Origin of the sequence: Vibrio nomapromontoriensis, assembly GCF_050337205.1 — a bacterium.
In the GTDB taxonomy this organism is placed as follows: domain Bacteria; phylum Pseudomonadota; class Gammaproteobacteria; order Enterobacterales; family Vibrionaceae; genus Vibrio; species Vibrio nomapromontoriensis.
The window spans coordinates 1-18,834 of the sequence record NZ_JAKJSS010000016.1; the positions used below are offsets into that span (position 1 = coordinate 1).

Here is an 18,834-nt window from a genome sequence, read left to right on the forward strand (position 1 = left end):
GTTTTTGTTAGCTCAAGAGCTGATTGGGATGAGGGTTTCTTAAGTGACAATATCCCTAAATTCGAGAAGATGCCCCTGTGAGCGATCAACGAGGTACGTTTCGTGGAGACGTATGCATAACAAATTGTTCAAGCAGACAGCTAACAGTTGGCGATTTTGGTTTGGTTGAGTTTAGTGATTACGGTGGTCTTGTCTGAGTGTGGTGGTAGTTAGCTGCTACTTAACAAGGCGTTATATTTTTTATTGAGTAAATCAGATGTATTTGAATTTAGAAGAACAAGATTTAGAGAAATATATTTACCGTACAATACCCTTGGAACGCTTGTTTCAATTGTTTGAAGAAAAACAAAACACCTTAGTGAAGCCAAGTTTGTGGGAAGACACTTTTGAAAATTTTGTTCTACAAACAAAATTGGTCAACGAGTCAGGTGAAACAGTTGAGTATAATATCCATGACAGGATGTATGGTCAGTGCTGGACACAAGAGAAAGCTTCCGATGCAATGTGGCGCATTTATTCTCAAGATAAGCGTGGCGTAAGAATAAGAACTAAGATTGGCGACCTTCTAGATAGTATTTGCATGGCAACAAACGACCAAGCTAACTGCGATCATTGTGTAGGTAAGGTTGATTACGTTAGAGAGGCAGAACTTGTCACTAGAGCTCGAGAAACCTTTTCTGAGACTGGAGGGATCACCTTTGGTGGTCTTTTTCGTTCATTATTAATTAAACGACGTGCATTTAAGCACGAAAATGAAGTTCGATTAATGTTTTGTGATTGGTCTGATGGTGCGGGGGCTGAAAATATATTTAAGTACAGCATTAACCCACATGAACTTATTACTCAAATGATGTTAGACCCAAGGCTTGAACGACATGAAGCTGAAGATCTTAAAACAGAGATCCGCGCCCGAACTGGCTTTAAAGGGGACATCAAACGTTCACTACTCTATAGGCTGCCAGAAAACCTAACGATAGATGTGAAAACAAAAATATAACAAACTGCTTAAGAGGGATTTGCAACGCGTGGCATTTTCACTATGCGTTGAATTTAGTGATTAAGGTGGTATGCAGCGGCTTCGGTATTGCGTTGCTCACCCCTTAGCAGGGCGTTATGTTTCCATTCAATCACGGAGGATAGATGAACATAGAAAGAAGATTAGCAGAACTTGGCTTGGAGTTACCTCAAGCCAGTGATCCGCAAGGTAGTTATTGTAATTGCGTTCGAACAGGCAATTTACTTTATGTCTCAGGAAAAGGTCCAGTAGCTGGTTTAAGTGTCGTACCCAGAGGTAAGCTTGGCCGGGAATATACCACAGAAGAAGGGTATGCTTTAGCTAAAGCAACTGGCTTAGATATATTAGCTGCATTAAAGCTAGAGTTAGGTTCATTGGATAAAGTTAACCAAGTCGTCAAGCTTCAAGGTTTCGTAAACGCCACAGCTGACTTTGAACAACACCCTAAGGTGCTGGATGGTTGCTCAGATCTAATGGCAGAAGTTTTTGGTGAAAAAGGTGTGCATGCCCGCTCAGTTTTCGGTGCAACATCCGTGAGAGGTAATTTGCCAATTATTATTGACTCAATATTTGAAATTAAGGACTAGAAACATAACAAATTGCACAAGCAGACAGCTAACGCTCGGCGATTCTGGTTTGGTTGAGTTCATTGATTACGTGGCTTTGCTTGGGTGTTGTGTTCGTTAGCTGCAACTTAGCAAGGCGTTATACAAATACAGGGATGAAAATGGAAATTACAGTTAAGAAAATATCGAAAAGGTCTCTTTTCAAAATGCTCTTTATCGGCTTTAGCCTAAGTTTCTTTGTTTTCTTTTTAATGTGCGGCATCGCATCTATATTTGGTGCGGAGACTGTAAAGTGGGAAGAAAAACCAGTAACAGGTTTGTCAGGTCTGTTACTAGCACTAGCGATGTGGCCAATATTTAGTTTTTTCCTAGCATTGTTTATGTGGTGCTTTGTAGCATTTGGTTTGTGGATTTACTCTTTGGTTAAACCTCTTAATCTAGTCTTTAAAGAGACAGTAGAATCCAATTAACCATTTGTATAACAAAGCATTTAAGAGTGATTCGCAACGCTTGGCAGTTTCGCTTCGCTCAAGTATAGCCAAGCGCTGCTCACACCTTAATGCGGCGTTAGCTTTCACGGTTTAGTTTATTGGTGTATGGGTTCATCGTTCTAGCTTTACATCTGTTCTTTAGTGGTAACCTCACATTTCTCGTGTGCTTTTTCTTTGCTACTGAGTTAGTTACGCTTAATTGAAAATTGGCGCATGTGGTTGTTGGCTTAGTGGCAAACTTTGAGTTGCCTCTGAGTTTCGTCAACTCAGGCTACGAATTTTTGGACAGTTCAATTCTGCCCCGTCATGTTGGTCATTGGTTTTGAGGGGAGAGCGTTACTTCAACATCTTGGTGAGCAACGCAGGCATTATCGCACGAAAAAGCTAACAAACTGCTCAAGTGGACGCCATAAGCTTGGCGGTTTTGGTTTGAAATTAAGTGCGCTGGGCAAGTTAATCGTTCGCGCCACTTAGCAGGGCGTTATGTTGCTCCAAAGCTCACATTCAATTTCATAATTAGGAACACACATTAAATGATTCGAAATTTCTATACTTGCGATAAGGAAGTAGATAAAAACAGCCATGGCGGCGATGGTTCAATAGATATCTATCGAGCATTTAGGCGTAAAGATTTTGACGGTGCTTGGGATTTCGCTATTCGAGTTGTAATGCCAGCCGGAAGCTCAATGGGCGAACATCGCCATGAAGATGATGAGGAAATGTACATCATCTTAAAAGGTGAAGGCACGATGATAATTGAAGGTGAAGAACACAAAGTTTCCTCAGGCGATATGATAGTAAATAAACGGTTTGGCACTCATGGTTTAGTTAATACGTCAGACCAAGAAATCGAGCTGCTAATTATCCAAGCTAGTCAGAAGTAAAGCATCATAACAATTTGTTCAAGCAGACAGCTAACAGTCGGCGATTTTGGTTTGATTTGGGTTTAGTGATTACGGTGGCTTTGTTTAGGTGCAGTGGCAGTTAGCTGCTACTTAACAAGGCGTTATGTGCCTGAAAATATTTAGACTTCAGTATTTTGGACATTTACTTTTTGATCGCAGATTGAATTATTCGTTTGATGCCGACGTTATATACACAGTAGAAAGCGAAATAAGCAGAAAAATAAGAAATTATTTCTACAGCGTAAACTGAAATAAATGAAGTCAAATCTTCCCAGACCGAGTCATGATATCGAGAGTACTTGGGTAGAGAGAATAACCCCCAGTTCCATAAAATTACGACAACGCCGCCCAAAGCACCATATTTTGCAAATAGAGCACAAAGGATAGCAACAGTGTTACGAAATACGCTTCCAACACGGTTTAGTTCAACGTCTAGAAACGCATCTTTTAGTTCACGAATTTTCATATAGTGTCTCATGCATTAAATGGTACGACATTCTATATTTATGGTTTGCCATTTACAACCTTTAGAACATTACTTTGCGGCAACGGCACATAACAAACGAGTATGGCGTCAATAGCTAAATATTGGCGCTGTTTTCATCCCACATGGTTCCATCTCTCAGCATTGAATTTAGAGTTACAACCATCTTCCTAACACAAGCAATGATAGCGACTTTCTTGGGCTTTCCTGCATCCAATAAACGTTTATATGTTGCTTTAAAAACAGGGTTACATTGCATAGCGGACATCATTGCCATGTACAATACAGTGCGTACTTGAGCACGACCACCTTGAATAACTCTTTTGCCTCTATGGCGGCCACTTTCCTTGGTGATGGGTGCGACACCGACTAGAGCAGCAGCTTGTTTATTCGTGATATAACCAAGCTCTGGAACGTTACTAATAATAGAGGCTGCTGCGATATTTCCTATTCCTGGAACACTTTGAAGTAGGGTGTTCTTGGCATGATATTCAGGGCAAGTATCGATTAATTTAATGAGTTTCTTTTCTATCTTATCAATCTGGTTTTTCATTGCAGTTAAGATAGGTTTGATGGTGGAATGCATCTCTTTAGGTAGGATTTGGATACGATTTTTTTCCATCGTTTGCATTGAGAGAAGTTGGTTTCTTCTGATGACTAAGTCACTCATAAGCCGGATGTTTTCGGCTTTTAGCTCGGTTAGTTTTGGTTGTATAGCTTCGGCATAATGAGCGATTAGCTCTGAGTCCAGTCTGTCATTTTTAGCGCGCCTGCCAATCGCACCAGCAAAGCGTTTTATGTGTAAAGGATTAGCTATAACGAAAGGAAGATTCGCCTCAGAGCATGCCATGATAAATGGCATTTCAAGGCGACCTGTTGCTTCAACAACGATGCGTTTTGGCTGGTGCTTCGCAATAGTTTTAATTGCCTGTTTTATTCCTTTATCATTGTTTTCGACAGTAAAAAATAGGTCTAATGGGCGGATGTGAATGTCTAATTGTGACTTACCAACATCAACGCCGATATTTATGTTTTGAAGTGCAATAGGATTCATAATAAGCTAACTCATGCTTGCGTAATACGGGCTCAAGTCCCAGTCGAGTATTCGAGGTTAGTGCTTGGAGCTTTATACAGCGATCATGTTTGTTATCGGTCTCTCAATGGAGGAGCCAGCGTTTAAACGATCTACTGTATAAAGAGCTTTAGTTGCGGCTAAAGCTAGGGTCTCACGTTACCCGATTTCATGAGTTATTATCCATACAAGGCGTTTAAGACGGATTCACAACGCTTGGCATTTTCGGTTTTCTTTGAATTTAGTGTTTACAGCACAATGGTTTAGGTTTGGTGGTCGCGTTGTTCACCACTTAACGCGGCGTTAGTTGCACGAGGAGGTTTCGTGGAAGAATTATCAGGTGGAAGAGAATCAGCCATATATCGAGATGGCGAAGTTGTCTATCGACCTCTTCAGCCGTGGAGTCCTACAATTCACCTCATTTTGAAGCATCTTGAGCGAAAAAATGTGGCTGAATGTCCAAGATTTCTTGGTGTTAACCAAGAGCAGGAAGTCCTAAGTTTTGTCGTTGGTAATACTTATAACTACCCTCTAGTTGGTGCAATCGCAACTGTGGATGTACTCACGTCTGCGGGTAAATTATTGCGTAAAATACATGACTCAACTGTGCCACTTTTGGAGCAAGTAGATGTCAATACGCACAAGTGGATGCTAGAGCCAAGAGAGCCTTTTGAGGTTATTTGTCATGGTGACTTTACCCCATACAATGTTGCTCTATCCGAGAATACAGTTGTAGGTGTGTTTGACTTTGATACAGCGCACCCAGCGCCAAGGATATGGGATTTAGCATACTCAGTTTATTGCTGGTCACCTTTCAAAACTGACAGTAATGATAAGTTAGGCACAATCTCTGAGCAGGTCGCTAGAGCTAAGTTGTTCTGTGATAGTTACGGCGCTACTGAATCTGAAAGGAATCAACTAGCGGACGCAATGATTCAGCGATTACAGGCCTTAGTTTTGTTCATGCGCAGTGAAGCTGAAAATGGTAATAAATCCTTTGCTGAAAACATAGAACAAGGTCATCTTCAAGCCTATCTAAGTGACATAGAATATATCACTGAAAATAAACAAAAAATTCAGTGCGCATTGTGCAACTAACAATTTGCACAAGCAGGCAGCTAACGCTCGGCGATTCTGGTTTGGTTGAGTTCATTGATTACGTGGCTTTGCTTGGGTGTTGTGTTCGTTAGCTGCAACTTAGCAAGGCGTTATATTTTTCTTTAAGTACGGGTGAATAATGGCTCAGGGAAATAATAAGAAAGCACTTAGTAAGAGAGTACGCAAAGGGAATAAAGGTTTTCCCATAGCTACCGTTGCTTTCTATGGTGCTGACAATAAAACGGCAACAAAGCTTGTCTGCGCAATTATTCCTTATGACGGTGCAGAGCCGGAGCCAATGAAAAAATGGTTCAAGGCGACAGATATTCGTAAAGATGAGCTGATTTTAAAAGAAGTACTGATATTTATTGATGACAACGGCGCACAAACGGTAAGTATGGTCGAGGATATTATTGGCTGCCCTCACGAGGAAGGTATCGATTATCCCGAAGGTGGACATTGTCCGCAATGTTCGTACTGGAAAGGTAAGGATCGCTTTTCAGGTACTATGTCGCACTGAAAAATATAACAAGTGCTTTAAGCCGACTACCAACGCGTGGCATTTTTACTAGGCGTTTTGCTTCTGTTTCTAAAGTGATTGGTTGGCTTTGGAGTAGGAATGTACCACCAAATACTAACATATACATCCATCTTACTCCTGACGAGCGCCAAGGGTTAAAAGAATTAACCAATTTAGTGAATGAAATTGAAGAGTATTATGCAGAATTTAGCTAAAAAATCACTTAAGAGTGACGGTTAGCTGCACCTAAGTCGGCGTTATGCGAATTTCCTAAACTCACATCCATTGTAAGCGAGTGTAAGCATCTTAAGGTGTCTGTAGGTAACAAATATACTTCATTTTTTGCAAGTGTTAGGCTCCACTTGAATTGATATCAAGCTAAGGAGACGTGACATGAAAAAAACATCATTCGGATTCAAAGATGTGTTATTCAGCCTCAATGAAAAGCCAAAAATTGAAATTCTAACATTTGAAAATGACGGCAATGAACATCAACATAAAGAACATGAGTCGTTCGTTGTTATGGAAGGGGAAGGCACTATATACTCAGGGGATAATGTAGTTTCAGTTGGCCCTGGAGATGTTGTTACGATTCCACCGCAGACAAAACACTGGATGGAACCAAAAAATGGAAAGGAATTAAAAGGCTTCCTTTGGTACCACACAGAAGAGCTGAATGTAGTTAACGGTTAGTACATATGGTTCATGGTTTAGACTGTTAGGTAAGCTACTGAGTTTTATTCGCATAACAAGATATTATGGCGTCAATAGTTGATTATTGGCGCCGTTCCCGCCCCACAAGATCGTCTCTTAGCATAGAATTGAGTATCATAACTGTCTTTCTTATTCTGGTCACTATCGCTATTTTTTAGTTTAATGGTTTGGGGTAGCTGTTACTCAAGTAAGTTAGGGTGTTGGTTCGCGCGTTTACCGTGGTCAAACCAAGTTTGGCAGGGTACCACTCGCCATATAAGTTGATTAGATCTATGGAGGGACTGATGACTATAACAGCAATGATTACTTTATTTATTGCAATGATTTTATCTGCGGCAATACCTGGCCCCAGTGTATTCGCAGTGGCCTCTCGCTCAGCGTCATACGGTTGGAAGCAAGGGTTTTTGGTTGTTCTTGGTGTGCTCTTAGCCGATTATGTGTTTATTTTTCTTGCGCTTACGGGGTTATCTGTCGTGTCTAGCTTGCTTGGCGAATTTGCGATAGTACTGAAATATGTCGGTGCTATGTACCTTTTTTGGCTCGCATACGTAACATGGTCGGACACCAGTAGCTCGGATGTTAAAGCAACTTCTAACAGTGGCTCAAGCATTTTAGTTGGCTTATTAATGACGCTTTCTAACCCAAAAGCAATCTTGTTTTATATGGGGTTCTTCCCGGCATTTATCGATTTAAAATCTATCGATGTACTTGATGCTTTTCTAATTATTGCGATATCGACGCTATCTGTTGGAGGCGTTCTATGTAGCTATGCAATAATGGCGTCTAAGGCTGGTAGGCTGCTTGAGGGAAAACAATCAAAACGGTGGCTACATAGACTTTCCGGTAGTATTTTGGCTTCGTGTGGTACTGCTCTGATAGTTAAGACTTAATATATGTAAGTGTAGTGACTGATCCGCAAATAACAGCACCACATATGTTGCGGTGATAAAGAAGTTAAATTTCATGGTTGCAAGCTCTGTGCTTGTGGTTGTGGTCTAAAGTTGAAGTTGTTAGCGTTTGGCTGAATTGGTCGTCAGTGTCATTTGGTAAAGCGTAACAAGTTGTCGAGAGAAATGTAGTTGAATAATTATTTTGAAAGTCCTTTTATAGGTAAGTCTCTTAAAGAACAAGTGACGAATCCAAATATTATAGTGGGTGAGCATAGTTACTATTCTGGTTATTATCATAATCATAGTTTTGACGATTGTGCTCGTTATTTGCTTGCAGATAGGTCTGATGTTGATAAGTTAATTATTGGTAGTTACTGCTCAATTGGTTCTGGTGCAGTGTTTATGATGGCTGGAAATCAAGGACATCAAAATAACTGGGTGAGTACGTTTCCGTTTTTTTATCAAGACAATGAACTCTTCGTCGATGCCAAAGATGGATTTGAGCGTTCGGGTGATACGGTTATTGGCAATGATGTTTGGATAGGGACTGAAGCCATGATTATGAGTGGTGTTTCTGTCGGAGACGGGGCAATTATAGCAAGTCGTGCCGTTGTGACGAAAGATGTTGCACCATATTCAATAGTCGGTTCAAACCCTGCAAAGCATATACGTTATAGGTTCACCGAAACTGAGATATCACAGTTGCTAGAGATGAAGTGGTGGGAATGGAATGACGAGCAAATTAAGGGGGCAATGAGTTTAATGTGTTCTTCTAATATTGATGGTCTCTATGATTATTGGAAAGCGTTGGTACGCTCACAGTAGTGTATTAATAGTCATGCGAAATATGACGTATTTCGACAGTGCTGAGCGTTCTGGTGAATGTCATAGATGAACGAGACAGGAGTCGGTAGTGCATGAAATACAAGGAACAGTTGGTATCTGACGAAGACTTTGAGTTTTTATATGCCTTAAAGAAAGCCGCAGAGTACGACGCTGTTTGTCGAGTGTTTGGGTGGAATGAAAAAACACAGCGGAGATTTCACCAACAAGAGTGGAATGAGGCTAAACCGGTCGTCGTCTTGTGTAATGACCAAAAGGTCGGGAGCTATTTATTTATGCCTGATGAGGACGGTTACTACTTTGGACGCTTCTTTCTATTGCCACACGTTCAAGGATACGGGATTGGTAGCACTATTTTGAAGCGTTGCCTTGCTAAAGCTGCCGGAAAAACAGTATCACTGCGCTACCTAAAAGGTAATCGAGTTCATAGGCTATATGATCGTCATGGCTTTCAAGTCACAAAATCAGATAAACATTTTGTGCACATGCAGTATAAGAGCTCATTGTTAACCCGTTAAGTTGCGTGCAGGTGAATATCTAACTGGCGAGGTTGATATGAATATTATTATAAGGACATTGCAGTGTTTATTAGCGAAGCATCGAGGCTATCAGGCGCCACTCAAAGAGCAATTAGACTCTACGAGTCTCTCGGGTTATTGAGCGTTTCAAGAGCTGGGAAGTATCGAGTGTATAGTCGACAGAACATAAGTCTGATTAAGATAATTAAAGAGGCTCAATCTCTCGGCCTGTTACTTTCTGACTTGGTAGCGTTGAAAACTGAACAAGAGGACTTTGATTGGCAGTCAGTAAGCGATTTCTTAATAAAAAAGCAGGAAATGGTAGAGAAAGAAATCGCAGAATTGAAAATTAAAAAGCAGCGTATTGAAAATTATCGAATGTCCATCGATAGATGTCTACAAGGGCTTGACTCTGACCTTTAGGTTAGAGTTTACACTGCACTTTCTAAATAATTTCTATAGGAAAGTGTATGAAAAATGTTCTAGTTATCAACGCTAATCCAAAGCGCACGAGCTTATGTAAGTCTCTGGCAGAAGAGTATGTGACGGCAGTAGCTGTTCGGCATGAAGTGAAGCAAATCGATATTGGAGATTTGAACTTTGACCTGAATTTAAGTGATGGTTATGATCGTGTCGTTGCTTTAGAGCCAGATTTGGTGGAGTTTCAGAGCAAGATCAAGTGGGCGGAGCATATTGTGATCGTTAGTCCTGTTTGGTGGGGAACGGTACCAGCAAAATTGAAAGGCGCGATTGATCGAGCATTTTTGCCAGGTTTTGCATTCCAATATGTCGAAGGTCAGTCAATGCCAAAGAAACTATTAGGTGGGCGTACTTCTGAACTCATTATTACTCTTGATAGTCCTCCAATTTGGTACAAATACGTTAAGGGCAACGTAATTTACAAACACCTTAAACATTCAATTTTGGATTTCTCTGGAATTAAAAACATTTCTTCAATTTACCTTGGTCCAGTGATTCACTCAACTAGCACTAGTAAAAGAGCTTGGTTTAATAAGGTGGCTAAGTCAGCGAATAAACTAAAATAAGTGAGCCCATTTGAATGAGAAGCACAGAAACAACGGCAAAAAGAAAAGCGAGCAGTGCTTCGCAAAGAATAAACTTAGCCACTTATACCTGATACGTTCCAGATAAGATGAAAAATCTGTCTGTATAGTTGGTTAGAAAAGGGAACGCTAAAGGGAATATGGACGTTGTAGTACAAATTAGTAAGCACATAAATGAAGCCGAAGTTGTTGAACTATATCGTGCCAATGGCTGGTCATCCGCAGATGTACCAGAGCGGTTGATGCCGGCTTTATTAAATTCAGACACGTTAGTGACTGCGCGTTTAGATGAGCAACTTATTGGCATCGGTAATGCCATCTCTGATGGCTATTTAGTTGTCTATTATCCTCATATGCTTGTTTCTCCAAGCTTTCAAGGCTTAGGGGTAGGAAGAAGGATGATGGAGTTGATGCAAAGTAAGTACAAAGATTTCCATCAACAAATGTTGACAGCGGATGGAGAGGCGGTCGACTTCTATACCGCGTTAGGTTTTGAAAGAGCAGGGAAAACAGAGCCTATGTGGGTATACGCAGGAAGCGAGCATTAGTCATCGAGTATGGCTCTGATTTATTTGAAGAGTCGTTAGTTCGGTTAGATGAAAGTATGAAAAATGCCGTTCAGGATTTACCTGCTGCGAGTATTAGTGCCGTGATTGTTTAACATGGCCAAGTCTATTGGGAAAATAACTATTGCTATCAGGGTATCTCTTCGAGAGCGGTGATGAGTCAGGATAGTGCATGGCAATCGATTGGACCGATTTCGAAGTCAGCCATGGTATATGAGTACGTGTTTACGAATCAAAAATGAAGGTAGTATGACATTGGGTAGAGTGGAAACGGCTAGACGTATCGCTAGTTTATTTTTGCTGATCATAATTGTGGCGGTCGTTGTTAATTATGCTAGCGAACCTGATGAAAGCAATTTTAACTGGACGCAGGAATCTAAGCAAAATGATTGGGAAATAGCGCTTCCGAAGAGGGAAGGGTTTATGCCAATTAAACTCATTGAGCTGCATGAGAATGTAAAGAGTAATTCTGCTAAAAAAGTTCAATCATTACTCATTGTTCGAAATGGTAAACTGATTTTTGAGCATTACTACTTAAATCGAAGTACCCCGGATGGTACTCCGATGCCAGATCCGTATCCACCTAGCCCAGATACGTTCCACCATATGAAGTCTGTGACAAAAACAGTGACTGCAACACTAATCGCTAACCTTTTGCTAAAAAATGAAATAGAAAGTATCGATACATCAATATTTAGTTATTATAGCGCTGAAGACATACCTGATTTGGATTCGAAAAAACCTATTACCATAAGACATGCTCTAGATTTTAATAGTGGTATTAGTTGGTCTGAATGGGGGGTAGACAATAGTGATGCTATGAATATGTGGCTAGCAGAAGACCCTTACGAATATATTTTCAATAAAAATATAGCTTATCAGCCAGACGAGAAGTTTGTCTATCAAGGGGCGATGAGTGTATTACTAGGCGGGTTAATTGAAAATGTCACCGGTTCTGATTTACAGTCAAATGCCCACAAAATACTTTTTGAACCACTCAATATTGTTAATTATTATTGGTTTCCACATGAGAGAACAGGCGATTACCTTGGCTCTTCAGGATTATATTTAAGGTCTAGGGACCTCGCTAAGTTGGGGTTGCTCTATTTAAATAAGGGCATTTGGGGTGGGAAGCGTATCTTTTCTGAACAGTGGGCAGGTGAAAGCCTAGTACCGAAGGGAAAGTTTTGGAATGAACGTGCTATTCAGTATGGGCATAATTGGTGGTTTCCCTATGTGAGTATCAGTGGCAACAGAATAGATATTGCAGGTATGAGAGGAAGTGGTGGACAAGATATGTTTATCATCCCAGATTATAAACTGATCGTGCTGACTACAGCTGGTGCGTATGGACATCAAGACGAAGACTATCCGCTTGAATTAATAGTGAACTATATCTTGCCTTCACTGGGTGTGGAAAACGCAAGTTATAAGCCATAAAATAGTGATTCCCTTATTTGAACAATGAGTAACTGGGTGTTCACATGAACTTTATGGAAATGCAAGAACAAGAAATATTGGCTGTTGCGACCCCTATTATGGATAATTTGATGCAAGCGTCGACAGAGATCGACCATGCGAAACATGTTCAAGATTTTACCGCAAGAGCGAAAGCGATTGTCACCGAGCAACATTTAAAAATGGTATGTGAAAAGTATCAGGCAGAGAAGGGGACGTGGGAAAACCGGGAGTTGGTTGCCGTCTTTAAGCGACCGGACTCAGCGGCAATTGTTTGGAAACAGTATTGCTCGAAGGTCGAAGGAGAGTATGTCGCAGAGATTGTATTGGTGTATCAAGATGGCCGATTCTTGGTGGATCATGCCATGGTGTTTTGATGTTGAAAACAATCCACCTACACTCGGGTTGCTTAAGCAAGTGTCAGTCTGATGTTAATTCGTGGTGGTAAGTGAGCTACCTCAAGGTGTGTAGATACAAATTCGCTATATTGAAGTGTCGATAGCAGATGCGGTAGTAATAATATGAATGAATTTGAAAAAATGTGCCTTGGTATTGAGTATGACGCATATAGTCCAGAGTTTGACATCCTCAGAAAACAAGCATTTGACCTACTACAAAATATCAATCAACGACAGTTTGAGGCGGCGAGGCCATATGTCACTCAGTTATTAAAGCAACTTGGTGAGAATAGTGTTGTTTGCCCACCATTTTCCTGTGAATACGGCAAAACTATTTCAATCGGAAAAGATACGTACATAAATATGGGCGTGACAATGTTGGACAACGCGCCTATTAGTATTGGTAATAATGTCCTTATTGGTCCAAACACCCAGTTTTACACGCCGACGCATTCTCTTGATTATCGTCATCGTAGAAAATGGGAAGTGCAATGCCTCCCAATTACTGTCGAAGATGATGTTTGGATTGGTGGAAATGTTGTTATTTGCCAAGGTGTCACCATTGGTGCCCGCTCAGTGGTTGCGGCTGGTTCAGTAGTCACTAAAGATGTCACGCCAGACTCTTTGTTTGGTGGAACGCCAGCAAGATTAATCAAAGCGCTCAACACTTCGCTGGAATGAGCGGGTGGTTATAGATGCGCGTTTGAATAATGCTAACTCTACAACGGCAGGCTGATTGCTGTTACGGCGTGACAGGTACGCAAGAAAGAGCTCTAATCGGTGAGCTCTTTTTATTGAATGCTAGACGTGAACGATGATTTGTTCGTCTTCAGAAATGACGAGACTGGCTTTGTTCTGTTCAATTAATTGCGCGGCGTATGATGGTGTCACCGCTTGGATTTTTCCTTTTGTTCTCAGTGTTAACGCTTCCCATGCCTGATCTTTATATTTACCCGGCTGAGTATATTGAATAAGTACCTTCATCATTTTCCACTCTGTGTCATTAACGTACTATTAACAGTAGAGGGTTTGTGTTGGTTGCGCATCTGTTAAATATGAAACATAAGTTTAACCAAATGTAAGGTATCTAATAAAGTCAAAGTGGTCGAGACCGCATATCATTGTCTTGGAAAGTGCCGTTATGTCCAAAAGTGCGAGTTAGCTCAAGTTAGCGCGAAAGTGAAAGAAGCTAAGAGGTGATAGGGTGGAACGCCTAATTCTATTTTTTATTAACTTCATTATTCAGTATGATATTAATTAGCAATCCTGATTTTCAGGATTGAATAGGGAGACTATATGCTAGGAAAGCACCAAGACGCTTATGGGGAATTCTATCGTTCTACTCATAATAATTATCATTTAGATACCAAGACAGAGCTATTGGTAGGCTTATCTGCTGCAATGGCGATGAACTGCTTGCCTTGTACTCGTTACTATTTACTTGAAGCTAAAAAAGCAGGAATAACCAAAGGTGAAATATCAGATGTGACCGCAAAAGTCATGGCTGTTTCTGCGGGGCAGAAGAAGCTACAAATGCAAGAAGTATTGCAGAAATACCAGATTGATCTTGATAAATTTGCCTAATTTCTCACCTTGAAAAAGTTGGTGGCGTTAGATATTTGGTGACAACTTTGCATGTTAAAGAATAGACAAGTGTGTACAGAGGAAGCCTAACAAATCTAGTAGGGGTCAATATGTTCAAAGTTCTCGCTTTTATAGTGTTATCGAATGTTGCTTCATTAACATTTGTCACCTTGTGTCAGCTTATAACGGGTTTAATCAAGCTTAATTATGCTAGTGATTATGCGTTTTATGCTATGTTGGTTTTGTTTGAGCTTGGCGCATTGTTTTCTTTCTCTGGTCATAATGTAGGTTACAGTAACCCCGGCAATGTAGCTGGGGCTTCAGCTAGCAGTCTAATTGAAAATACAGAGCCTAAGTCTTACGTTGTCACTAAATTAGAGCGTTCGACGTTAAGCACAAAGTTCTTTATTGCTGGTGTATTTCCGTTGCTATTTTGTGTTTTATATTAAAATTCTCGCGTTAATAGTGTATCCAGTGCCACAATAAGCTTGATGAAAAAGTAATAATTTTATTTGTTAGAATCGATGGGTACTTGGTATAAGGGGGAGTTAATATGCTAGGGACGGTTAGGATGCTATGTTTCTAAAATTAAAAAAATCCATATTAATGTACTCAGGGTTACCTCACTCTATATATTATGTTGCACTCGCGAGAATGGTCTTGGGGATGGGCAATTTTATTATCCCATTTTTGGTACTGCTGCTTACTGAGAAACTGGGTTACAGCGCAACCGTCGCTGGCTCCTTGGCAATGCTGGTGACCGCAGCTTTTTTGGCTGGTGGATTTGTTGGTGGAAAACTCTCTGATCATTTCGGTCACAAGCGGGTAATGGTTGCCGGTGAATGCGTCGGGTCGTTATTTCTCATGGTATGTGGTTTTTATCCTGAGTCTGCGACCTTGGTTCCCGCGTTGCTGTTTATGGCGTATTTTTGTATTGGTATCGCTCTCCCTGCGAGTAATGCACTAGTAGCGGATCTCTCTTCCCCCACCAATAGAGACGCCGTCATATCACTGAGTTATTTGACTTATAATTTTGGCTCTGCCGTTGGGCCGATAATTGCGGGGTATCTTTTCTGGACACACACGCATTGGATTTATTGGGGTAACGGTATTGCGACTTTTCTCGGTATAGCTGTTGTAGCAGTGCTGGTTAAGGTGCCTCAAGCTGGGCATGAAATTGGCGACAGTGATCTTGAAAAACCAGTACAAGGGAGCGTTTGGGCGGTACTAAAAGATCGTCCGCGCTTGATTGTGTTTACTTTTTTATGTGGGTTGCTGTGGTTTGCGTTAAATCAAATGACGATGACGAGCCCACTTTATTTGAGTGACCTCTACGGTTCTGATGGGCCAGTTTTATTTGGGCAATTAATGACATTGGCTTGTGTGCTAGTCGTCATTTTGACGCCGTGGTTAATAACGCTTACGTCGACAAAAACAGAAACAATGAGTTTGGTCTATGCAGGGATTATGTTCGCATTTGGCTATGCGCTAATTATGGCAACATCTGCTATCCCCATCATTTTTATCGCTTGGTTTTTTCTATCGGCTGGTGAAGTGTTGCTATTGACAAAGGAAGGCGTGTATTTAGCTAATCATTCCCCTGTCAGCCATCGAGGGCGCATTCAAGGCGTATTAATGACGCTACGCAGTGTGTTGTTGATGCCAAGCTTTATTTTGGTCGGCTATTCCATAGATGAGTTTGGTTATGATGTGACTTGGTATGGGGTGATTCTAGTGGCACTGCTAGCCGTGGTAGGTTTTTATGTGATGGGACTAAAGACACGAGCAGTAAACACTTCGACAGCCTAAAGTTGCGGCGGTCTTGGTCTATAAATGACATCGTCTACACTTTCTCTAACCAAGGAGAACGTGATGAACGACTATGAACAAATTGTGGCGACGCTAGATCAGTATGCACACGCGTATTGTGCGAAAGACATTCATGCCTTGATGCAGGTGTTTGATTCGACAAATAGCGTATCCGTAATTGGAACAGGCAATGATGAACTTTGCTGTGGACAAAATGAGGTCAAAGATCTTTTTTTAAGAAATTTCTCTGAAGCAAGCGCGACTCAGTTTGAGTGGGGTTGGTCTGATGTGGTGATATCCAACGATCATGCTGTTGTAGCACAATGTTTAACGCTTCATCTCAGCAAAGGTGAGGTGGAGTTTTCGGTACCAATTCGATGGAGCATTATGCTAAAAAAGACCAGCAGGTGGGTGTGGGTGCACCGTCATGCTTCGACGGCCTCGGCGGTGCAATCTGATGGTTGTGCGTATCCTCGTTCAGCAAAGTAGTCGCATTTAGTAAGCGCAAGGTTTTTATAGGAGAAAATATGTTTTCAATGGACGTTGAGAAAGGGTTGGTACTTGCGTTGGTTCAACCCAAGTTTGCTCAATCGTATTTGGATATTGTCGCGCGAGAGCGTGACTATTTATCTCAATGGTTAGCGTGGCCAATGCTTGGTCATGATGAGGCGTTCTTTTTAGGCTTTATTCAGCGTGCATTGCACGATTACGCCGACGGGAAGTCCATGACCTGCGCGATGGTTTGGCAAGATCGTGTAGTCGGTAATATTAGCTTCAATACTATCAACCCTAGCTTACAAAAGGTCGAAATTGGTTATTGGATCAGTGCTGACTATCAAGGTAAGGGTATTGTCACAAAATCAGTTGCCAAGCTGATCAACGTAGCCTTTGTAGAGCTTGGTATGGAAAAAGTAGAGATTTCGGCAGCTGTAGAAAACCATGCCAGTCGACGCGTAGCCGAGCGTCTTGGTTTCAATCATGAAGGAACAATAACTCGTAGTGAAAATTTAAACGGTCGAGTTATTGATCATGCCGTGTATGGGTTAAGCCGAGCAGTATGGGCAGGTACTAAATAGACCTTGAATCCAGGTTTTCTGCCATCATGTTTTCCGCCATTGTAGCGTGATAATATTGTTGCTTATAGGCTGGAGAGATATCATGAGTTCAAACGAAATACTGATTAAGAATATTCAGCAATGTACCATTTGCGCTGACTCGTTGCCTTTAGGACCCAACCCTATTATTCAAATGAGCGGTAAGTCTCGCATACTTATAGCGGGCCAAGCGCCTGGGAAACGCGTGCATGAATCTGGAATTCCATTTAATGACCCGAGTGGCGAGCGATTAAGGGAGTGGTTAGGCGTTTCGAAACAGACCTTTTACAATCCTGACTGCTTTGCCATTGTCCCCATGGGGTTTTGCTACCCTGGGACAGGAAAAACGGGGGATTTACCGCCTAAACCCGTTTGCGCTGCAACGTGGCGAGAGTTAGTGTTGGCGTCATTATCTAATGTTGAATTGACTCTGGTGATTGGTCAATACTCGATGGCTTATCACCTCCCTCAGCAGCGTAAGAATTTGACGGAAGTCGTCAGTCACTGGCAAGACTATTGGCCAGATGTGCTGCCATTGCCTCATCCAAGTCCAAGGAATAATCGATGGTTGAAGCGTAACCCATGGTTTCAAGAACGGGTCCTACCTTGCCTTCAAGAGAGGGTGGCTGAAGTGCTGGCCTTTACTTAGTTTATGGGTGAATTAGCAACAGGTATTTTTAATCTAGGATCGAAAAATGACATCGTCTATTAAACAAAGTATTGGTAATGTGGCATTGGTGGTGGAAAGCTATGACGATGCAATTGAGTTTTATACCCAAAAATTACAATTTACGTTAGTTGAAGATACGGATTTAGGGGATGGAAAGCGTTGGGTACAAATTTCTCCACCTAACTCCAACGGTACAAATTTGCTACTTGCACAAGCGAGGGGTGAGTTTCAGCGTCAGGCTATAGGGAATCAAAGTGGCGGTCGTGTGTTTTTATTTTTACAAACGAATGACTTTTGGCGAGATTATGAGTTGATGAAACGAAACGGCGTTGTTTTTAATGAAGAGCCGCGTGAAGAAGAGTACGGTGTGGTTGTCGTTTTTGAAGACCTTTATGGCAATAAATGGGATTTATTGCAACTTACTGGGCAGCAATAAAGACCGGTAACCCTTTATCGGTAATAGCGTTTTGATGCTTTCGCTTAAATAACCAGAGATCTAAGAGGTGTTTAAGCGAAAGACAAATCATGGGCTGGGCTCATGATACGAATGGTCAGTCGTTACGCACAACACTTCTTATATTTTTTCCCACTGCCGCACAAACACGGGTCATTACGGTTCGGTGTTTTCTCAAATGTGGTGGTTTTTGGTTTATTAAGCAATGTTTCAAGCTCAACGATGTTTTCTTCAGCAGCTGCATCAAGGGTGATGTTGGCGACAATCTCTGCTTTTGCAAGTTGCAGTTCAATTTCCGCTTGACGCTCTGTGGTATTCACCACGATTGAGATTGGTGCTTCCTCAGTGCCTGCTTTTACGTCACGATTTACGTTGTAGCCAGACATAACATGATTGTGTCTGGTATCTATTCGACCTTTAAAAAACAACTTTGACATTGGAGACTCGCTTACAAATGGGGAGTGATATCACTAGGGCGGCGATTATACCGATATCTAGCCATTGATAAAGTAACAATGCGAGACAAGTGATGCTATTGAGCATGAAAGCGTAGGTGTTTTATGAAATGTACAAGACTCATTGCCAATTGCATTATGATGGCAGCATCAGGAAATAGATAAA

General features: G+C 41.3%; 29 protein-coding genes. 24 read left to right on the plus strand and 5 right to left on the minus strand.

Annotation, left to right across the window (positions count from 1 at the left end; translation table 11 throughout):
* Positions 1–262 precede the first annotated feature (262 nt).
* The 4 genes from L4D05_RS19255 (at position 263) to L4D05_RS19270 (ending at position 2,956) form a co-directional block, all read left to right on the plus strand.
* Positions 263–997, plus strand: a complete 735-nt coding sequence (locus L4D05_RS19255) for a DUF2971 domain-containing protein (protein ID WP_428794962.1) — start codon at positions 263–265, stop codon at positions 995–997.
* Positions 998–1,140: 143 nt separating this feature from the next.
* Entirely contained in the window at positions 1,141–1,602 is a 462-nt protein-coding gene (locus tag L4D05_RS19260; RefSeq protein WP_428794963.1) for a RidA family protein, read from the plus strand.
* 134 nt (positions 1,603–1,736) lie between these two features.
* Positions 1,737–2,051, plus strand: a complete 315-nt coding sequence (locus L4D05_RS19265; RefSeq protein ID WP_428794964.1) for a hypothetical protein — start codon at positions 1,737–1,739, stop codon at positions 2,049–2,051.
* A 554-nt stretch (positions 2,052–2,605) separates the two neighbouring features.
* Positions 2,606–2,956 carry a cupin domain-containing protein gene (locus tag L4D05_RS19270; RefSeq protein WP_418642180.1) on the plus strand — a complete coding sequence of 117 codons (351 nt, stop codon included), beginning with the start codon at positions 2,606–2,608 and terminating at the stop codon, positions 2,954–2,956.
* 163 nt (positions 2,957–3,119) lie between these two features.
* On the opposite strand, the gene L4D05_RS19275 is transcribed toward L4D05_RS19270, so the two are convergent.
* Positions 3,120–3,443 carry a hypothetical protein gene (locus L4D05_RS19275; protein WP_428794965.1) on the minus strand — a complete coding sequence of 108 codons (324 nt, stop codon included), beginning with the start codon at positions 3,441–3,443 and terminating at the stop codon, positions 3,120–3,122.
* A 115-nt stretch (positions 3,444–3,558) separates the two neighbouring features.
* Positions 3,559–4,515, minus strand: coding sequence for an IS110 family RNA-guided transposase (locus L4D05_RS19280; RefSeq protein WP_428794966.1), 957 nt, complete (start codon positions 4,513–4,515; stop codon positions 3,559–3,561).
* Between the two features lie 342 nt (positions 4,516–4,857).
* Between L4D05_RS19280 and L4D05_RS19285 the strand changes: the two genes are divergently transcribed.
* Together L4D05_RS19285 and L4D05_RS19290 are read left to right on the plus strand one after the other, a co-directional pair.
* Positions 4,858–5,631 carry an aminoglycoside phosphotransferase family protein gene (locus tag L4D05_RS19285; protein ID WP_428794967.1) on the plus strand — a complete coding sequence of 258 codons (774 nt, stop codon included), beginning with the start codon at positions 4,858–4,860 and terminating at the stop codon, positions 5,629–5,631.
* A gap of 139 nt (positions 5,632–5,770) precedes the next feature.
* On the plus strand, positions 5,771–6,151 hold the full coding sequence (locus L4D05_RS19290; RefSeq protein ID WP_428794968.1) for a hypothetical protein: 381 nt from the start codon (positions 5,771–5,773) through the stop codon (positions 6,149–6,151).
* Here the strand turns inward: L4D05_RS19290 and L4D05_RS19295 are convergent.
* Positions 6,138–6,278, minus strand: coding sequence for a hypothetical protein (locus L4D05_RS19295; RefSeq protein WP_428794969.1), 141 nt, complete (start codon positions 6,276–6,278; stop codon positions 6,138–6,140). The genes L4D05_RS19290 and L4D05_RS19295 overlap by 14 nt on opposite strands.
* Before the next feature lie 266 nt (positions 6,279–6,544).
* Between L4D05_RS19295 and L4D05_RS19300 the strand changes: the two genes are divergently transcribed.
* The 11 genes from L4D05_RS19300 (at position 6,545) to L4D05_RS19350 (ending at position 13,283) form a co-directional block, all read left to right on the plus strand.
* Positions 6,545–6,844 carry a cupin domain-containing protein gene (locus tag L4D05_RS19300; RefSeq protein WP_428794970.1) on the plus strand — a complete coding sequence of 100 codons (300 nt, stop codon included), beginning with the start codon at positions 6,545–6,547 and terminating at the stop codon, positions 6,842–6,844.
* A gap of 305 nt (positions 6,845–7,149) precedes the next feature.
* A complete protein-coding gene (locus L4D05_RS19305; RefSeq protein WP_428794971.1) occupies positions 7,150–7,755 on the plus strand; it encodes a LysE family translocator in 606 nt (201 codons plus the stop codon).
* Positions 7,756–7,944: 189 nt separating this feature from the next.
* Complete coding sequence (gene catB, locus L4D05_RS19310) at positions 7,945–8,580, plus strand: type B chloramphenicol O-acetyltransferase (protein ID WP_428794972.1); 636 nt, start codon at positions 7,945–7,947, stop codon at positions 8,578–8,580.
* A gap of 92 nt (positions 8,581–8,672) precedes the next feature.
* Positions 8,673–9,116 carry a GNAT family N-acetyltransferase gene (locus tag L4D05_RS19315; RefSeq protein WP_428794973.1) on the plus strand — a complete coding sequence of 148 codons (444 nt, stop codon included), beginning with the start codon at positions 8,673–8,675 and terminating at the stop codon, positions 9,114–9,116.
* Between the two features lie 63 nt (positions 9,117–9,179).
* Complete coding sequence (locus L4D05_RS19320) at positions 9,180–9,539, plus strand: MerR family transcriptional regulator (protein WP_428794974.1); 360 nt, start codon at positions 9,180–9,182, stop codon at positions 9,537–9,539.
* 47 nt (positions 9,540–9,586) lie between these two features.
* Complete coding sequence (locus L4D05_RS19325; RefSeq protein WP_428794975.1) at positions 9,587–10,162, plus strand: NAD(P)H-dependent oxidoreductase; 576 nt, start codon at positions 9,587–9,589, stop codon at positions 10,160–10,162.
* Positions 10,163–10,320: 158 nt separating this feature from the next.
* Positions 10,321–10,728, plus strand: a complete 408-nt coding sequence (locus L4D05_RS19330; RefSeq protein WP_428794976.1) for a GNAT family N-acetyltransferase — start codon at positions 10,321–10,323, stop codon at positions 10,726–10,728.
* Complete coding sequence (locus tag L4D05_RS19335; RefSeq protein WP_428794977.1) at positions 10,701–10,841, plus strand: hypothetical protein; 141 nt, start codon at positions 10,701–10,703, stop codon at positions 10,839–10,841. Before L4D05_RS19330 ends, L4D05_RS19335 begins: the two co-directional genes overlap by 28 nt.
* Positions 10,842–10,995: 154 nt before the next feature.
* Positions 10,996–12,186, plus strand: coding sequence for a serine hydrolase domain-containing protein (locus tag L4D05_RS19340; protein WP_428794978.1), 1,191 nt, complete (start codon positions 10,996–10,998; stop codon positions 12,184–12,186).
* A 44-nt stretch (positions 12,187–12,230) separates the two neighbouring features.
* Positions 12,231–12,581, plus strand: coding sequence for a hypothetical protein (locus tag L4D05_RS19345; protein WP_428754980.1), 351 nt, complete (start codon positions 12,231–12,233; stop codon positions 12,579–12,581).
* A 144-nt stretch (positions 12,582–12,725) separates the two neighbouring features.
* Positions 12,726–13,283 (plus strand): sugar O-acetyltransferase, encoded by a 558-nt coding sequence (locus tag L4D05_RS19350; protein WP_428794979.1) that lies wholly within the window; start codon positions 12,726–12,728, stop codon positions 13,281–13,283.
* 120 nt (positions 13,284–13,403) lie between these two features.
* Here the strand turns inward: L4D05_RS19350 and L4D05_RS19355 are convergent, their stop codons facing one another.
* Positions 13,404–13,586, minus strand: coding sequence for a hypothetical protein (locus L4D05_RS19355; RefSeq protein WP_428755005.1), 183 nt, complete (start codon positions 13,584–13,586; stop codon positions 13,404–13,406).
* Positions 13,587–13,898: 312 nt separating this feature from the next.
* On the opposite strand from L4D05_RS19355, the gene L4D05_RS19360 reads away from it, so the two are divergent.
* The 7 genes from L4D05_RS19360 (at position 13,899) to L4D05_RS19390 (ending at position 18,195) form a co-directional block, all read left to right on the plus strand.
* The gene (locus L4D05_RS19360; RefSeq protein ID WP_428794980.1) at positions 13,899–14,186 is read left to right on the plus strand and encodes a carboxymuconolactone decarboxylase family protein; all 288 of its coding nucleotides are present in this window, start codon (positions 13,899–13,901) and stop codon (positions 14,184–14,186) included.
* 110 nt (positions 14,187–14,296) lie between these two features.
* Entirely contained in the window at positions 14,297–14,635 is a 339-nt protein-coding gene (locus tag L4D05_RS19365; RefSeq protein WP_428794981.1) for a hypothetical protein, read from the plus strand.
* A 127-nt stretch (positions 14,636–14,762) separates the two neighbouring features.
* Entirely contained in the window at positions 14,763–15,995 is a 1,233-nt protein-coding gene (locus L4D05_RS19370) for an MFS transporter (protein WP_428794982.1), read from the plus strand.
* A 63-nt stretch (positions 15,996–16,058) separates the two neighbouring features.
* Complete coding sequence (locus L4D05_RS19375; RefSeq protein WP_428794983.1) at positions 16,059–16,484, plus strand: nuclear transport factor 2 family protein; 426 nt, start codon at positions 16,059–16,061, stop codon at positions 16,482–16,484.
* Positions 16,485–16,522: 38 nt separating this feature from the next.
* The gene (locus L4D05_RS19380) at positions 16,523–17,071 is read left to right on the plus strand and encodes a GNAT family N-acetyltransferase (protein WP_428794984.1); all 549 of its coding nucleotides are present in this window, start codon (positions 16,523–16,525) and stop codon (positions 17,069–17,071) included.
* Between the two features lie 82 nt (positions 17,072–17,153).
* Complete coding sequence (locus tag L4D05_RS19385) at positions 17,154–17,738, plus strand: uracil-DNA glycosylase family protein (RefSeq protein ID WP_428794985.1); 585 nt, start codon at positions 17,154–17,156, stop codon at positions 17,736–17,738.
* A gap of 46 nt (positions 17,739–17,784) precedes the next feature.
* Positions 17,785–18,195 carry a VOC family protein gene (locus L4D05_RS19390; protein ID WP_428794986.1) on the plus strand — a complete coding sequence of 137 codons (411 nt, stop codon included), beginning with the start codon at positions 17,785–17,787 and terminating at the stop codon, positions 18,193–18,195.
* Between the two features lie 122 nt (positions 18,196–18,317).
* Here the strand turns inward: L4D05_RS19390 and L4D05_RS19395 are convergent, their stop codons facing one another.
* Positions 18,318–18,650, minus strand: a complete 333-nt coding sequence (locus L4D05_RS19395) for a PBPRA1643 family SWIM/SEC-C metal-binding motif protein (protein ID WP_428754989.1) — start codon at positions 18,648–18,650, stop codon at positions 18,318–18,320.
* Positions 18,651–18,834: the final 184 nt, after the last annotated feature.

What these genes read in the sequence shown, in the direction of transcription:
- L4D05_RS19305 (WP_428794971.1), top strand. Translation starts at nt 7,150, where the DNA reads ATGACTATAACAGCAATGATTACTTTATTTATTGCAATGATTTTATCT.
- L4D05_RS19390 (WP_428794986.1), top strand. Translation starts at nt 17,785, where the DNA reads ATGACATCGTCTATTAAACAAAGTATTGGTAATGTGGCATTGGTGGTG.
- L4D05_RS19260 (WP_428794963.1), top strand. Translation starts at nt 1,141, where the DNA reads ATGAACATAGAAAGAAGATTAGCAGAACTTGGCTTGGAGTTACCTCAA.
- L4D05_RS19350 (WP_428794979.1), top strand. Translation starts at nt 12,726, where the DNA reads ATGAATGAATTTGAAAAAATGTGCCTTGGTATTGAGTATGACGCATAT.
- L4D05_RS19340 (WP_428794978.1), top strand. Translation starts at nt 10,996, where the DNA reads ATGACATTGGGTAGAGTGGAAACGGCTAGACGTATCGCTAGTTTATTT.
- L4D05_RS19345 (WP_428754980.1), top strand. Translation starts at nt 12,231, where the DNA reads ATGAACTTTATGGAAATGCAAGAACAAGAAATATTGGCTGTTGCGACC.
- L4D05_RS19365 (WP_428794981.1), top strand. Translation starts at nt 14,297, where the DNA reads ATGTTCAAAGTTCTCGCTTTTATAGTGTTATCGAATGTTGCTTCATTA.
- L4D05_RS19265 (WP_428794964.1), top strand. Translation starts at nt 1,737, where the DNA reads ATGAAAATGGAAATTACAGTTAAGAAAATATCGAAAAGGTCTCTTTTC.
- L4D05_RS19280 (WP_428794966.1), bottom strand. Translation starts at nt 4,515, where the DNA reads ATGAATCCTATTGCACTTCAAAACATAAATATCGGCGTTGATGTTGGT.
- L4D05_RS19370 (WP_428794982.1), top strand. Translation starts at nt 14,763, where the DNA reads ATGTTTCTAAAATTAAAAAAATCCATATTAATGTACTCAGGGTTACCT.
- L4D05_RS19375 (WP_428794983.1), top strand. Translation starts at nt 16,059, where the DNA reads ATGAACGACTATGAACAAATTGTGGCGACGCTAGATCAGTATGCACAC.
- L4D05_RS19355 (WP_428755005.1), bottom strand. Translation starts at nt 13,586, where the DNA reads ATGAAGGTACTTATTCAATATACTCAGCCGGGTAAATATAAAGATCAG.
- L4D05_RS19290 (WP_428794968.1), top strand. Translation starts at nt 5,771, where the DNA reads ATGGCTCAGGGAAATAATAAGAAAGCACTTAGTAAGAGAGTACGCAAA.
- L4D05_RS19295 (WP_428794969.1), bottom strand. Translation starts at nt 6,278, where the DNA reads ATGTATATGTTAGTATTTGGTGGTACATTCCTACTCCAAAGCCAACCA.
- L4D05_RS19330 (WP_428794976.1), top strand. Translation starts at nt 10,321, where the DNA reads ATGGACGTTGTAGTACAAATTAGTAAGCACATAAATGAAGCCGAAGTT.
- L4D05_RS19380 (WP_428794984.1), top strand. Translation starts at nt 16,523, where the DNA reads ATGTTTTCAATGGACGTTGAGAAAGGGTTGGTACTTGCGTTGGTTCAA.
- L4D05_RS19315 (WP_428794973.1), top strand. Translation starts at nt 8,673, where the DNA reads ATGAAATACAAGGAACAGTTGGTATCTGACGAAGACTTTGAGTTTTTA.
- L4D05_RS19360 (WP_428794980.1), top strand. Translation starts at nt 13,899, where the DNA reads ATGCTAGGAAAGCACCAAGACGCTTATGGGGAATTCTATCGTTCTACT.
- L4D05_RS19395 (WP_428754989.1), bottom strand. Translation starts at nt 18,650, where the DNA reads ATGTCAAAGTTGTTTTTTAAAGGTCGAATAGATACCAGACACAATCAT.
- L4D05_RS19275 (WP_428794965.1), bottom strand. Translation starts at nt 3,443, where the DNA reads ATGAAAATTCGTGAACTAAAAGATGCGTTTCTAGACGTTGAACTAAAC.
- L4D05_RS19325 (WP_428794975.1), top strand. Translation starts at nt 9,587, where the DNA reads ATGAAAAATGTTCTAGTTATCAACGCTAATCCAAAGCGCACGAGCTTA.
- L4D05_RS19270 (WP_418642180.1), top strand. Translation starts at nt 2,606, where the DNA reads ATGATTCGAAATTTCTATACTTGCGATAAGGAAGTAGATAAAAACAGC.
- L4D05_RS19385 (WP_428794985.1), top strand. Translation starts at nt 17,154, where the DNA reads ATGAGTTCAAACGAAATACTGATTAAGAATATTCAGCAATGTACCATT.
- L4D05_RS19300 (WP_428794970.1), top strand. Translation starts at nt 6,545, where the DNA reads ATGAAAAAAACATCATTCGGATTCAAAGATGTGTTATTCAGCCTCAAT.